Origin of the sequence: Paenibacillus sp. NPDC057967 (genome assembly GCF_042887015.1) — a bacterium.
Taxonomy (GTDB): domain Bacteria; phylum Bacillota; class Bacilli; order Paenibacillales; family Paenibacillaceae; genus Pristimantibacillus.
Genome location: NZ_JBHVQB010000006.1, coordinates 126,016 through 139,957, shown reverse-complemented (window position 1 = coordinate 139,957; position 13,942 = coordinate 126,016). Strand labels below are relative to the sequence as shown.

The 13,942-nt window shown below is 46.4% G+C and carries 12 protein-coding genes; 4 read left to right on the top strand and 8 right to left on the bottom strand.

The window, feature by feature from the left end; translation table 11 throughout:
- Positions 1-111: 111 nt before the first annotated feature.
- From ACFVSO_RS16830 to ACFVSO_RS16815, 4 genes are all read right to left on the bottom strand, one after another.
- Positions 112-1,521, bottom strand: coding sequence for a sensor histidine kinase (locus tag ACFVSO_RS16830; protein ID WP_387475556.1), 1,410 nt, complete (start codon positions 1,519-1,521; stop codon positions 112-114).
- Entirely contained in the window at positions 1,518-2,189 is a 672-nt protein-coding gene (locus ACFVSO_RS16825; RefSeq protein ID WP_387475554.1) for a response regulator transcription factor, read from the bottom strand. Before ACFVSO_RS16825 ends, ACFVSO_RS16830 begins: the two co-directional genes overlap by 4 nt.
- A 28-nt stretch (positions 2,190-2,217) precedes the next feature.
- The gene (locus ACFVSO_RS16820) at positions 2,218-4,335 is read right to left on the bottom strand and encodes an MMPL family transporter (protein ID WP_387475552.1); all 2,118 of its coding nucleotides are present in this window, start codon (positions 4,333-4,335) and stop codon (positions 2,218-2,220) included.
- A gap of 349 nt (positions 4,336-4,684) precedes the next feature.
- Positions 4,685-5,545, bottom strand: a complete 861-nt coding sequence (locus ACFVSO_RS16815) for a LysR family transcriptional regulator (RefSeq protein ID WP_387475550.1) — start codon at positions 5,543-5,545, stop codon at positions 4,685-4,687.
- A 136-nt stretch (positions 5,546-5,681) separates the two neighbouring features.
- On the opposite strand from ACFVSO_RS16815, the gene ACFVSO_RS16810 reads away from it, so the two are divergent.
- From ACFVSO_RS16810 to ACFVSO_RS16795, 4 genes are all read left to right on the top strand, one after another.
- Positions 5,682-7,253, top strand: a complete 1,572-nt coding sequence (locus tag ACFVSO_RS16810) for an MFS transporter (RefSeq protein ID WP_387475548.1) — start codon at positions 5,682-5,684, stop codon at positions 7,251-7,253.
- Between the two features lie 208 nt (positions 7,254-7,461).
- Positions 7,462-8,115: a transcriptional regulator gene (locus tag ACFVSO_RS16805; RefSeq protein WP_387475546.1), complete on the top strand. Its 654-nt coding sequence runs from the start codon at positions 7,462-7,464 to the stop codon at positions 8,113-8,115.
- Positions 8,116-8,682: 567 nt separating this feature from the next.
- A complete protein-coding gene (locus ACFVSO_RS16800; protein ID WP_387475544.1) occupies positions 8,683-9,093 on the top strand; it encodes a VOC family protein in 411 nt (136 codons plus the stop codon).
- Entirely contained in the window at positions 8,999-9,448 is a 450-nt protein-coding gene (locus tag ACFVSO_RS16795; protein WP_387475543.1) for an MmcQ/YjbR family DNA-binding protein, read from the top strand. Before ACFVSO_RS16800 ends, ACFVSO_RS16795 begins: the two co-directional genes overlap by 95 nt.
- A 15-nt stretch (positions 9,449-9,463) precedes the next feature.
- Here ACFVSO_RS16795 and glmM read toward each other — a convergent pair whose 3' ends face one another.
- The 4 genes from glmM to ACFVSO_RS16775 all read right to left on the bottom strand — a co-directional run bounded on the left by glmM (position 9,464) and on the right by ACFVSO_RS16775 (position 13,931).
- Positions 9,464-10,822 carry a phosphoglucosamine mutase gene (gene glmM, locus ACFVSO_RS16790; RefSeq protein WP_387475541.1) on the bottom strand — a complete coding sequence of 453 codons (1,359 nt, stop codon included), beginning with the start codon at positions 10,820-10,822 and terminating at the stop codon, positions 9,464-9,466.
- A gap of 16 nt (positions 10,823-10,838) precedes the next feature.
- Entirely contained in the window at positions 10,839-11,663 is an 825-nt protein-coding gene (locus ACFVSO_RS16785; RefSeq protein ID WP_387475539.1) for a hypothetical protein, read from the bottom strand.
- Between the two features lie 82 nt (positions 11,664-11,745).
- Positions 11,746-13,098, bottom strand: a complete 1,353-nt coding sequence (locus ACFVSO_RS16780) for a nucleotide sugar dehydrogenase (protein WP_387475537.1) — start codon at positions 13,096-13,098, stop codon at positions 11,746-11,748.
- A gap of 29 nt (positions 13,099-13,127) precedes the next feature.
- Positions 13,128-13,931 (bottom strand): response regulator, encoded by an 804-nt coding sequence (locus tag ACFVSO_RS16775; RefSeq protein WP_387475535.1) that lies wholly within the window; start codon positions 13,929-13,931, stop codon positions 13,128-13,130.
- Positions 13,932-13,942 lie beyond the last annotated feature (11 nt).

Sequence of the window (13,942 nt, the reverse complement as noted above, 5' to 3'; positions counted from 1 at the left end):
AGCTCCGATTCAATGGCTGACGAAAGCCAACTCGACGATGACTTTTAGCGGAATATTCGGAGGTCGTGCACAATCGTATAAAGCTATATCTTCGAAGCATCCTTTCACTTCCTACACGTGGTCGAACCCCAAGGGGGTTGGGCTTTTCTTTGGTAACATAACGGTAAAAATCGTCCCTTTCCCCAGCTCGCTCTCAAGAGTTATCGTACCGCTCAATATGGTTACAATTTCTTTAACAATGGATAAGCCTAGGCCCGTCCCGTCTCTCTTTCGGGTAGTATCCACCCGATAGAAACGCTCGAACACTTGCTTAGCTGACTCTTCCGACAATCCCACACCAGTGTCCTCGAAGGTAAGAATGATCTTGTCCTCATCGTTGGTGCAAGTAATATAGATATGGCCGTTCGGCTGGTTGTATTTGACGGCATTTGTAATCAAATTATCCCATACGATCGCCAGCAGTTCTCGGTCAGCGAACAGCACTGACTCATCCAGTTTATAAGAGATCGTCAGATTTCGGTCCTGCATGCTCCATTGATGTTTTTTAATAGCATCCTTAATCTGCATATCTAGTCGAACCTGCCGCTTTCTCACCGGATAGCCTGATTGATCCAATGATGTAATCAGCAGAAGCTGCTTGGTCAGATTCGATAATCTCCTGGCTTCATCACTTACAATGCCGGCGTACTGCAGCTGCTCCTTCTCATCCAGATTCGGACTTAGGAGTAGATCTGCATACCCCTGGATATTCATCAACGGGGATTGGAAATCATGAGACACATTAGTGATGAAGGATTTCCGGGCTACGTCATTATGCTTTAGCTGCTTCTGCATTTGAAGGAAGTTCTCCGCCAGCTGGCCCAGCTCATCCTTACGGCGAATCTCCAGCGAATAGGTGAAATCATCATTGCTGATTGCCTTGCTTGCTTCGGACAACTTGGTGATCGGATGAATGAGTCGCTTGGTCAAAATAATTACACCCAGTAAACTGACGAGAGCGATCGCGACAATAAATATGGCGAGTATCGCATGAAAATCCGAGAATAGAATTTTGCTATTCGGTTTAACGAATAGCGCATAATCTTGATTACCAATTTGCAGGGATAGCCCGACGGTGTTTCGAATATCGTTGGAAAGATGACCCATCATCCAAATCTGATCCCATAAACCTTCTTTTCCTCTATATGGAATGCCGTTTAATACTTGGGCCATCGTTTCATCAGGCAGCTGTCTGCGATCGAAAGATTCGCCGAAGAATGCTTCCTCGCCTGATCGGTTTACCAAATAAATCTGATAACCTAATTGTCCGACAGATTCCAGGTAAGGATGGACAGTATGGCCCGACACGTGCATCCCCTCTAGCACGTGCAGGATCTGCTCGGTAACCTCCAGATTATGCTGCGTCATCTTATCCTTTGTGAAAACCACGTACACTACATTCGCCAGGACAAACCCGATAAGGACGCTGACTCCCAGAATAAGCAGCGTAGCCGACATAAATTCCCGGTATAAGGTTTTCATTCGCCTACCTCTAAGCGATAACCAATGCCTCGTACAGTCTGGATTTCAATCGAAGCGTTATAACGTTTCAAACGATCCCGTATTCTGTTCATATGCGTATTTAACGTCAGCTCGTTTCCTTGATAATCCTCTCCCCATGCCTGCTCAATGAGCGCGGAACGAGGCGTGACTTTATTGGCACGCATAGCTAGCATCGTCAACAGCTCAAATTCTTTTAACGGAAAAAGAATCGTTTCGTCATTGATAATCACTTCATAATCGTTCCGATTAATCTTTACATTGCCGACCTTAAGGACGCTTTCCATTGCTCGCCCATAGCGGCGAAGGACAACGGCAACCCGAAACAGCAACTCCTTCGGCTCGAACGGTTTTACAATATAATCTTCCGAACCTGAACTGAACCCCTGCTCCTTATCGGATAGCTGTCCCTTCGCTGTCAATAGAATGACGGGGGTATCCAATTCTTCGGTCAATATTTTAGTCAGAGAGAAACCATCCATCCCCGGCATCATGACATCCACAATGACAAGGTTCACTACTGTCTCCTCCAGAATCTTCAGCGCTTGCTGTCCATTCTGCGCTTTCAAGACCTCATAACCTTCTCTTGCCAGATGAATGCTCACAAGGTGCAGGATATCGTAGTCATCATCAACGACTAAAATTTTCATGAACTTCCCTCCGTTTATTCCTTAATGATTAATTTGCGAGTTCTTTTTGATCCTTATCCTTTTCGAAAAAAAGGATTAAGGAAGGAAGCAAGAGACCTCTCACCAGGAACGTGTCTATTAATATGCCAATCGCAACCATAAAGCCGAATACGAAGAGATCGGCGATTGGCATTGTGGTTAGTGCTGCGAAGGTTGCAGCCAAGATCACACCAGCTGAGGATATGACACCGCCGGTATTGCGAATGGCTGCCTCCAACGCGTCTTTAACCTTCCTTGATTTTTTCTCCTCCAGGAAACGGGATATCAGAATGATATTATAGTCGATACCCAGTGCAACCAGAAAAATAAAGGCATATACTGGAACCCGCGTGCTGATGGAATCATAGCCAAATAGCGCATCTACAAGGAAGATGCCTAAACCAAGTGCGGATACATAGGATAACAGAATTGTAGCCATCATATATATTGACATTTTTACCGAACGTGTCATGGCCATAAGCAACAACAGAATGAGGATCGTCTCCAGAAGAACTACCTTTATAATGTCGTCGTTGTTTGTGGTCCGTTCATCGACTAGCTTAGCTGTAACGCCGCCATAATAAACCTCCCCCTGAAGAGAAAGCTCGCTAAGAATACCGCTGGATTGGCCTTGAAGCTCTTCAATAAAATCAATCGCCTCAGCTGAATACGGATTCAATGTCATAGCAGCACTGAATTTCGCCGCCTTGGAATTTTCCGAGACGCCTGCCAATCGGACCGAGTCGATATCACCATAACTCTCCAGACTCTTCTGGAATTGATCAAGCTGCTCTTCCGTTAGAGCTTTCTCCGATTCAACCAAAACCGTGGTGGGTGCAAGATCTCCCTTGTTAAACTTGGACTCTACGATCTCGTAGCCGACGCGCGAAGGCAGGTCTTCTGGGAATTTCTTGACTGTGTCAAATTCATAATTCAAGTTGAACACATTCAGCGCAGTAACGACCATCAAGATCGCCACGACACCTCCGGTCAATACAGGCTTGTTCACAACGAATTTGGCTACAGGTCCCCAGAAGCCGTGTCTAATTTCTGTCTGTTGACCGAATTTAGGAACTTTAGGCCAGAATGCTTTCCTTCCAAACAGGGTGAACAAAGCAGGAACAAGCGTAACAGATGCCAGCATTATTACGAACATGGCAGTACCGAACACCGGAGCAAAGTTCTGATAATCGCGAAAATCCGTAAAGAACAATACCAGCATGGCTGCAAGCACGGTACCACCTGCAAAAAAGACAGGCTCTCCGGTAGCGCGCATGGCATGCTGCATCGCCTTATATTTGCTCTCGTGTTTGTTAAATTCCTCGCGATAGCGCGAGAATACGAACAGCGAATAATCAATAACCGCTGCAAACAATAAAATGCTCATAATCGAGGTTGTTGAGTTGTTAATCTCGAGTCCTCCTGCTCCCATCAAGGCAACGGATTGGTTCACAACCTGATATACGATGACCGTAGCCAGCAGCGGAATGAACGCTAGCAGCGGTGACCGATAGATCACAATCAATAACACGAGTATGATGATAATTGTAGCAAGGAGCAATACAAAGTCCGCCTGCTCGAATAGCTTGATCGTATCGCCGGCTATTCCGGCAGGGCCAGTGATATAAAAATCCGTACTCAACCCCTTGGCAATTTCATTGCCAATCCTGGACGCTTCGTCGTTAATTTCAGCGTATTCATTGTTCCCTAGTCCAACCTCCAAGCTCACGGGAACGATCATCGTTGATTTATCCTCTGAGGTGAAAGCCGCTAAGGCTTGAGATGGCAGCGCAGCAATATCGGTAATGGATGTAACGCCCCGGATATGAGCGGAGATGATTCCATCCAGGATTTGCTTTACCTCAGCAAGCTCAACCTCACCTGTTTGGTTATGAAAAACAAGAATTCCTGGCATTCCTTGTTCGTTCGGAAATGTTTGCTCCAATTTCTTCTCGGCAATGATGGACTTTGCATCATCAGGCAAGGATTGAAAACTGGTCACTTTATAGTCGCTAAGCATGGGACCAGCACTGAGACCGATCATAACGATCAGCCAGACCGAAATGGTTACCCACATCCCCCTTTTCGTCGAAACCCAATCGGTGATGGGACTTAATAGCTTCTTCAATGTTAATTCCTCCTCTTTCACTAGTCGGACTTACTCTAGCACAAGCATATAAATTATATATAAACTTTAAGTTGCTGCTGGCTAAAATCCCAGCTGCGCCAGATCATATGTTGATTTATCAACGAGGAAATCAGCTGTAAATCCATCCAGATGCCGTGCTTCTCCATTCGAAAACGCGCAAGAAGCTGAACACATCTACTCTGTCCGCGCAGATAACCTGCAGGGATTTGTCTTTCCTGGTCATCCATCGAATAAAAAAACGCAACCCTTTCAGGTCGCGTTAGGTGTGTAATGCTAAGGCTAGATCTTTGTATACTTCGAATTTATGGTTACGATATGGATACCTAATTTACAAGCCTTCTTTTTTTACTAGATTTGCAAAATAGTTATAAGCATTGCTCACATAATCTTCTCTTCTTCTAATAAGACCGGTTTCAATATGTTGATATGCTTCTGGCATAGGGTACACATATAAATCTTCATATGCACCTTTTAATACCGATCTAGGTAGAATGGTGGACGTTAATCCAGCTCTCACACTGCCTAAAATAGTTTCTAATGAACTAATTTCAATAAAATGACTTAGAGCAACTCCCTCTTCCTCCAACCATTGCTCCAATTTCATTCGGAAAGGACAACCGTCTGGAGAGATTGCCCACTTTTGCTCTCTTAAAGCAGAGACCTCTAATGACTTGCCGGATAGAATGACAAGTTCATCCGTTACTGAATAGTCGATAACAAAATTTGTTGCATTCAATTTACCCGTTACAAAAGCAGCATCCAGTTCAAAGTTTTTTAACTTATCCATTAACTCAACTGAAGTTCCTGTTTTTAAACTGAGAGTTACTTGTTCATGCTGTGACTGATAAGAGGCAATTAGGTTCATGAAATTACCGCATGTGACCGTTTCAACAACACCTATTTTTAATGAACCAGTTGGTTTATCGTGATCTTGGAGTACTTTAATCGACTCATCTGCCATCTGCAATATGGTTACGACATACTTACGAAATAACTCGCCTTTTTCTGTTATTTGAACTCCTCTGGGTTTTCTATAAAAAAGAAGCACCCCCAATTCATCCTCAAGTTTACGCAACCTTGCTGTTACATTAGACTGAACGTATTCTAGTCGCTTCGCTGCCCCGGAAATGCTACCCTCCTCAGCAATAGCCTGAAATAGCTTTAAATCACTTAATTCCAAGATATTCACCTCCATCATTTTCAGTGATATGAAGATCATTAACAATCATTATACTTAACATAAATATCCACGTATACTCGACATAGAACAAAGCGGATGGAGGTGAAAATATTTCCTATATTAAACCTAAAAAGGAGTGATTGTCTTGGCATATTCACATACGACTGAAGGGCATGCCGGACAGACACCTCAGTCTGCAAAGAACGCCGGCCCGCGTGAATGGGTCGGGCTCTCGCTGCTCTCCTTGCCAACCATCCTGCTCGGACTTGACCTGACGTTATTGCATCTGGCACTCCCTGCGCTGGCTATTGATTTGCAGCCAACAAGCTCACAGGCTTTATGGATCGTGGACGTCTACGGCTTCATGATCGCCGGCTTCCTCATCACGATGGGAACGCTGGGTGATCGCATCGGACGTCGCAAGTTGCTAATGATCGGAGCCTTTGCCTTTGGAGTCGCTTCCGTAATCGCAGCCTATTCGACCAGTGCCACCATGCTTATCGCAGCACGCGCTGTGCTTGGTGTGGCAGGCGCAACACTGATGCCGTCAACGCTGGCACTTATTAGCAACATGTTCGTCAACCCTCGCCAGCGTGCGGTAGCGATTGGGGTGTGGGCGACCATGTTCGCGCTCGGCATGGCGGCTGGCCCTATTGTGGGCGGTATTTTGCTGGACCACTACTGGTGGGGGGCGGCCTTTCTCGTCGCGGTGCCGGTCGTTGGGCTCTTGCTTGCAACTGCACCGTTTCTCCTTTCGGAATATCGGGCACTGCAGACCGGCCGCTTGGATATTCTGAGCGTCGCTCTTTCACTTCTGGCACTGCTGCCCATTATCTACGGCATCAAAAAGCTTTCAAATAGCGGCCTCAGTGCCGGTAACGTGCTTGGGTTTGCCGCCGGGTTCGCCTTCTTGCTCTTATTTGTTCGGAGACAACGCCGACTAAAGAGTCCACTCTTCGACCTGAATCTTTTTGCAAACCGGGCGTTCAGCATCGCATTGGTCGTTCTTCTTGTGGGCCTTATCGGTGTTGGCGGAAACATGCTGCTAGTCACCCAGTACCTCCAACTGGTCATGGACCTAACTCCCCTTGTGGCGGGGATGTGGATGGGTCCGCCGGCACTCGCTATGCTAGCCGCTGGCATAGCGGCACCGCTTGCATCGCGGCGCATCCGCCCCGGCTTTGTGATCGCGGGTGCACTCGGTCTATCGGTTATCGGATATTTGATCCTAGCAAGCCTTGGAAGCGAGCCATCCGGAATTGTACAAGTCTCCTCCGCGTTTTCACTTGTCTATCTTGGCCTTGGCGCGATCGCCGCTCTTGGCACAGATCTGGTGGTCGGCACCGCTCCGGCAGAGAAGGCAGGATCAGCCTCGGCTATCTCCGAGACTGTGCAGGAACTTGGCCTGGCGATTGGTATTGCCACGCTGGGAAGCCTTACAACTGCTGTCTATCGCAGTCGAATATTCGACCAGATACCTGACACGATGGCAAGCGATGTACATAATGCTGTCCGAGACAGCCTCGCGGGGGCTTCTTCGGTGTCGCAAAAGCTTCCTTCTGGTTTGCTTGAGGAGGCGAAGACTGCTTTCACGGCTGGATTCAATGTGGCAGCGGCAACGAGCGCAATCAGCATCGCGATCCTCTCCATACTCGCGGCAGTAACATTGCGTCATATTGTTGTAGCCGAAGACGAAGAAGCAGTGGAATCAAATTAACGGAACCTGCGTTTAACAATCCGACTGGAGACGAATCGCCCCTCACCTTATTCCATCTACCTTGAATCAGAACTGACTTCAATGCTATACTCGAACCAATGGACATGAAGCACATGCCGCTTTGATACTAGATGTATCGAAGCGGCTTTTCTATTTTTCAAGTGGTAAGGAGGGGCCGTACATATTTAAGAAAATGTATGAGTTGTGGATGCAGAAGCAGATTGAGCAGGAGAAGAATCACCGAAGACGCGAGTTGTTGCAAAAAGGCTTGAGCCACGGGACGGTGGAAATGCTGCGTTCCATTTGGTATCCAGCCGTCGGTAATTTCGATTACTTATATCCCGAATGGGAGGTTCGTGATTTCAATAACGGATACAGGTATCTCGATTTGGCTTTTTTACCGGGAAATATGAAAGGGGATATTGAAATTCAAGATTACCGGTCGCATGCCCGGGATTTGGACACTCGAAGGTTTATGGATCTGTGCCGCAGACAAAGTTTATTGTCTCTCGATGATTGGGTCTTTTTGCCGATTGCGTACTTGTCGATTCGTGAAGAACCGGAATTTTGCAAGCAACTAATCTTATCGTTCATTGGAAAGTTTCTGTCATTCGAGGTGGATGGCCGGTTGGGTTGTATAGAAGCAGAAGCGGTTCGATATGCACGCAGACTACTCAAGCCTTTCACGCCGAATGAACTTGCTGTACATCTTCGGGTTACAGATCGATATGCTCGAAGTGTATTACGTAGTCTGGTAGAGTCCAATCATTTAGTAGTTGCAGGTGGAAATATAAGATATCGGACTTATCAGCTGAATGTTGGCGAGAGTTTGCGACATTTGGATGGGACTAACGGAACTTAGAAGGAGCTAGCAAAACCTAGATGGGGCCTAACGGAACTAAGAAGCGTTATGTGGATCAAAATAGACGAAAATAAATTCTAACGGAACTCAGGTGCGTTATTGTTGCAAATTTCTTGTTTCTCACCTCAAATTGCTCAAATAACGGCGCTGAGTTCCGTTACATACTATTTTGGCTCTTGTTCATAGAAATAAGATCATTCTGTTCCGTTACGGTGGATCATTTATGGAGCCAAGGGGGACACTGCTCGGCCTACTACCTCGCTGTATCATCATGTTTCCGCATTCCAATGTGAGGTATAATTATTCATATATAGTAAAATAAGGGGTTTTGGCATGATCATGCACACCAGCAAACCGAATAGGCCATTATCAGCATTCGTGGATTATTTTTGGTATATGGAAAGCCAAAAATATTCATGTCAAAACTACAATCATGTGCCATTATGACGGATGGGGTCAATTATTTACAAAACGGTGTGTAATGTTTAAAATAAGGTGCGAACAAGACGAAATAAATCATCAGCTTCTTAATGAATGCATTTTACACCTTACGAGGAGGACATTAAGATGGGAAATGAATGGACACCGAAAAGATATTCTTCAGTTGTTCCGACGCTGCGTGCGGAAGACGCCGATCGATTGCTTGATTTTTTAAAATCCGTTTTCGATGCGGAAGTACTTCACCGCACAACGGATCATAATGGGAAGATTACGCATGCCGAAGTGCGTATCGGACATGGCATCGTTGAAGTATCGGATGCCAATGAGGAGTGGCCGGCCAATGAAACTTCATTGCATGTTTTTGTCCAAAATACGGATGAGTGCTACAAGCGTGCATTGGAGGCGGGAGCGGTTTCTCTTTATGAACCGGCGGACATGCCGTATGGAGAAAGAAACGGCGGTATCAAAGATGAATTCGGAAACAGCTGGTTTATTGCAACGTTTCAAAGAGGTGATGGGCGTGGCTATTACGATTGACGATGTACGCCAAATGGCGCTTTCCCTCCCGAAAACGGAAGAAGCAGACCATTGGGACAAACCTTCCTTTCGGGTCAACGGTAAAATCTATGCCGTCATTCACAAGGACGGAGTATCCGTTGTTATCAAAACGACAAGGGATGAGCGTGAAGCGTTAACCACACTTGAACCGGATATTTATAGCGTCCCTCCAAATTTTCAGCGGCTGAATTACATGGTCGTCAATACGAAGCGCATTGGCACGGACGAGTTCCGATCAGTCCTTGTCCATGCCTGGCGCTTGGTTGCCCCTAAACGTATTATAAAAGCTTATGATGAACACGAGTCAATCGATCCAGTGAAGTTTATGCAATGATAAAACACATGAGTTTCAAACCAGATTGTATGCCAATTCTTCCTTAACAACATCGACAATAAGACCTACAAAGCTGGAAAGCTCTTGCTCATTCGGGCCCTCTGCCATGACTCGAACAATCGATTCTGTACCTGAAGGGCGAACTAGCACTCTTCCGTTCCCGCCCATCTTATGCTCTACTGACTTGATGGCTTCTTCGATTTTTTGATTCCCTGCCAGCATCGACTTGTCCTCTACTTGAACATTCACCAGAAGCTGCGGGTACTTGGTCATGCACTCAGCAAGCCCGCTTAGAGACTCGGATTCAGACATCAGCACATCCATCAACTGGATCGCACACAACATGCCGTCTCCAGTCGTATTATAGTCCAGCATCACAATATGGCCCGACTGTTCACCGCCCAGGTTATATCCGCCTTGTACCATTTCCTCCAATACATAGCGATCTCCGACTTTGGTTTGTTTGGCCTCTACTCCACTTTTCTCCAGCGCCTTATAGAAGCCCAGGTTGCTCATCACAGTAGAGACCACCGTATTGTCATTCAAACGATCTTGCTTCTTCATGAATCCGGCTAGGATGAAGAGGATGTGGTCCCCATCAACGATCGTTCCCTTCTCATCGACGGCAATGAGCCGATCCGCATCCCCGTCAAAGGAAAGGCCCAAATCGGCCCGATGTTCCAAAACAGCCTGTTGTACCGCTTCAGGGTGCGTAGAGCCGCATTCTTTGTTAATATTCAGCCCGTCCGGTTGATGCGCCAGGACAACCGTGTCGGCACCCAAATCGCGGAAAAGCTGCGGCGCGAGCATCGAAGCCGCCCCATTGGCACAATCCAATACCACTTTAAGCCCTTCGAACCGATTTTTAACCGTGGACTTTAAATAAGAAATATAGGCTTGTCCGCCTTCGGGATCATCCTGCACCCTGCCCACATCGCCGCCAATTGGGCGTGGAATCCGATCTTCATCCGTATCAAGGAGCGCTTCAATCTCCGCTTCCATTTCATCCGACAGCTTAAATCCGTCTCCTCCAAAAAATTTAATCCCGTTATCCTCCACAGGGTTATGAGAAGCGGAAATCATCACCCCAGCATCCGCTCCCCTTGTTCTCGTCAAGTACGCTACGCCTGGCGTAGAGATAATCCCTAAACGTACAACATCTGCACCGATTGACAACAAGCCTGCAATAAGAGCCGCTTCCAGCATTTCTCCTGAAATGCGAGTATCCCGTCCTATTACAATTTTAGGCCGCTTCCCATGCTTGCTCCGAGTCAGCACATATCCGCCTGACCGGCCTAATTGAAATACCAACTCAGGAGTCAACTTACTGTTCGCTACTCCTCGCACCCCATCTGTTCCAAAATATTTCCCCATTCGTATCGTCCTTCCCTTACGATTTCGCGGCTTCTCTCCAGCTTTTGTATTGATGGATGGCAAAGCCTTGATATCCGGTATGCCACCGCATCACAATATGGCTCAACTGCATTTGCCGATGCATGCTGGAGGTGCCCTTTTCGAAAAAAGAAATATGCTCCCCTTCATCCGAAGGAGCCATTTCCAGACCTATAATTACAGGTTTCCCTGCTCGAGTTCCTTCTTTAATCATCGGCAGAGCATTGGCAATAATTCCGTTCTCTCCGATCGCGAAATTCCGGTAATTCATGAGCACCACACCGTCGAGCTGCTCGATCATCCAAGAACCGACGCTCTCGCTATCGCGGGCAGGAATCTTGTGAATCCAAAAAGGAAGATCGGCCGATACCCGCAAGGACGCGCCTTGCTTGACTTTTTTGACCAAATACTCCACATTCTCCATCCATTGGCGTACGATATCGTCACGATCCTGCTCCCATTCCTTCAACAGATAAGGTTCAATGTCCACGTGGATGCCGTCAAATGCGGCTCGTTCACCTGCAGCAAGCTGATAGTCTTTAATCCATCCAATAAAGGATTCAATATCCTGTTGATATTCGGTTAATCCCCAGGCTGGATCTCCTCCTAACGCTTCGACTTCAATCCCTAATCCGTGAGCTTCCTCGATGAAGGCTCGATAAGATTCAAAGTCTCTTGCTTTGCGGTCGACATGCAGGTAGATTACATTCACTCCTTGGTCTTCAGCAAAGGAGAGTATTTCGTTTTTGTCCTTCATCAAAGCCGTTGTATCCCATACCCAGGTTGCCTTAACAGGCGGCTTTTCGGAACCCCATTTCAGCATAAGAACCGCTCCGATCACCATGCAGGGTAGCAAGGTAATCAGGATCATTTTAAGTAATGGCATCTTTCTTCGAGTTACGGGCTTAAGCACCAACAGGAACTTTCGCAGCTTTTTGATTCATTCCGGTTCCCAGCTTATGAATGTTATCCGACTCGATATCTGCAAAGGCATTACGTGTATCAATGATCGGAACTCCAATTTCGGCTAACTCATGATAGCTGAAGCTTCGATGATTGGTGATCAACACCAAGCAATCGTATTGGGAAAATGCATCTGGGTCGTATTTTACCGTCTGAACGACGTGACCTTGCTCGTCTTTGAACGTGGTTGCATACGGATCGTAATACTCGACTTTCGCTCCGCTTTTTTTGAACAATTCATAGATTTCCAAGCCGGGGGATTCACGCAGATCGTCGATATCCGGCTTATAGGACATCCCTAATAGCAGCACTCTCGAGTTGCGGATTGATTTCGCATATACATTTAAGACTTGAGCCGTTTTGTTGAGCACATATTCCGGCATATTATCGTTAATAGATTGGGCCAATTCGATAAACTTGCTATAGAAACGGAATTCTTTTGCTTTCCAGGACAAATACATCGGATCCAGCGGAATGCAGTGACCGCCGATTCCCGGCCCTGGATAAAAGGACATGAATCCGAACGGCTTCGTAGAAGCAGCTCGAATAACTTCCCACACGTCAATGGCCATTCGATCGCACATCATGGCCAATTCGTTGACGAAAGCGATATTGACGCTACGAAACGTATTTTCAAGCAGCTTTGACATCTCCGCTACTTTCGGAGAAGAAACCGGAACGACAGTTTTGACCACGTTGTTGTAAAGCATGATGCCTAGTTCTTTGCATTTCTCGGTAGTTCCGCCAATGACCTTGGGTGTATTGTACGTATTGTAATTGGGATTACCCGGGTCCACGCGTTCCGGCGAGAAGCATAGGAAGAAATCCCGGCCTGCCGTTAATCCCAGAGCCTCAAGCTCATATTCAATTAATTCTTCCGTCGTTCCGGGATATGTCGTGCTTTCAAGGACGATTAAGGCTCCGTTTTTAATATATTTCTTGATCTCATTCACAACGCTCACGATAAAGGAAGTGTCCGGATCTTGATGTTCGCTGAGCGGAGTCGGCACGCAAATGCTGATCGTATCCAATTCCCGAATGGTTTCAAATTTGTCCGTTGGTACAAATTTCCCGCTGCCCACGGCATCGGCCACCAAAGAACTTGGCACATCTTGAATATAGGACTCTCCATCAAGAAGGGACTCTACCTTACGGTTATCCAAATCAATGCCATAGACGGTAAAGCCGCCTTTCACCATTTCCATCGTTAATGGCAATCCTACATACCCTAGACCAATGACACCTACTTTCGCCGTTTTATTTTGCAGTTTTTCTTTTAAATGGTTATAAATCATATCGTATCCGCTCCTCTCAAGTTCACAATTTAATTGTTTTTAGTCAATCTCTTAATTTTCCATTCTAATTCAGAGATCGAAAGAGGTTTTGTCACGTAGTCGGCAGCCCCTGACTCATAAGCACGACTCATGTTTTTCTTGAGCTGCTTGTCCGTCAGAACAATCACCTCGCCTTCATACGAGTTAGTAGCTTGAATCTTGCGGATGAGTTGATAGCCATCGATGATAGGCAAATTCAATTCGGTAATGACGAGGCCCGGCAATTCTCGAACGAATACATTGTAAGCTTCTTGTCCATCTTTGGCCTCATATACGCGATACCCCTTAAACTCCAGCCGGGTCTTGATAAATTCGCGTACAATATCGTCGGAATCGACTATAAGAACGGATGCGGCAGTATTGGCCCCCGTAAAGAAATGAATGTTTCCTTCCTTCCCTTTGCCCCAAATCGCTTGTTGCATGAATTTCTCAATCGTAGACTTGGTCGGGTTCCCGCTCTCCGGAAAGCTGGATACAATCAATTGCCCTTGCAGCAGATGCTGATCTTGGAGAAAATCTTTTAGCACCAGTGACGCGTAATGGGTATTGCCCATGGTTCCATTGTCCAAAACCGCACACAGCACCTGATTCGGATCGTCATAGAAAAATTGGACCGAAAGAGAGGCATCGTTGTTGCTCATAAGTAATTTTGCCTGTTCGAGCGTTTTTGGGTTCATATTCGCGCAAGGAGCCACAATGACTCCGCACGAAGCGCTCTTCTTGGTTGCCAAATGAATGAATTGTAAAAGCTGCAGCGTAATTTCCTGAATGTTGTTTCGAATGACAACGGCCACATTCTCCACTC

What these genes read in the sequence shown, in the direction of transcription:
- ACFVSO_RS16830 (WP_387475556.1), bottom strand. Translation starts at nt 1,521, where the DNA reads ATGAAAACCTTATACCGGGAATTTATGTCGGCTACGCTGCTTATTCTG.
- ACFVSO_RS16825 (WP_387475554.1), bottom strand. Translation starts at nt 2,189, where the DNA reads ATGAAAATTTTAGTCGTTGATGATGACTACGATATCCTGCACCTTGTG.
- ACFVSO_RS16805 (WP_387475546.1), top strand. Translation starts at nt 7,462, where the DNA reads ATGCAGAAGCAGATTGAGCAGGAGAAGAATCACCGAAGACGCGAGTTG.
- ACFVSO_RS16800 (WP_387475544.1), top strand. Translation starts at nt 8,683, where the DNA reads ATGGGAAATGAATGGACACCGAAAAGATATTCTTCAGTTGTTCCGACG.
- ACFVSO_RS16795 (WP_387475543.1), top strand. Translation starts at nt 8,999, where the DNA reads ATGGAGAAAGAAACGGCGGTATCAAAGATGAATTCGGAAACAGCTGGT.
- glmM (WP_387475541.1), bottom strand. Translation starts at nt 10,822, where the DNA reads ATGGGGAAATATTTTGGAACAGATGGGGTGCGAGGAGTAGCGAACAGT.
- ACFVSO_RS16785 (WP_387475539.1), bottom strand. Translation starts at nt 11,663, where the DNA reads ATGCTGAAATGGGGTTCCGAAAAGCCGCCTGTTAAGGCAACCTGGGTA.
- ACFVSO_RS16780 (WP_387475537.1), bottom strand. Translation starts at nt 13,098, where the DNA reads ATGATTTATAACCATTTAAAAGAAAAACTGCAAAATAAAACGGCGAAA.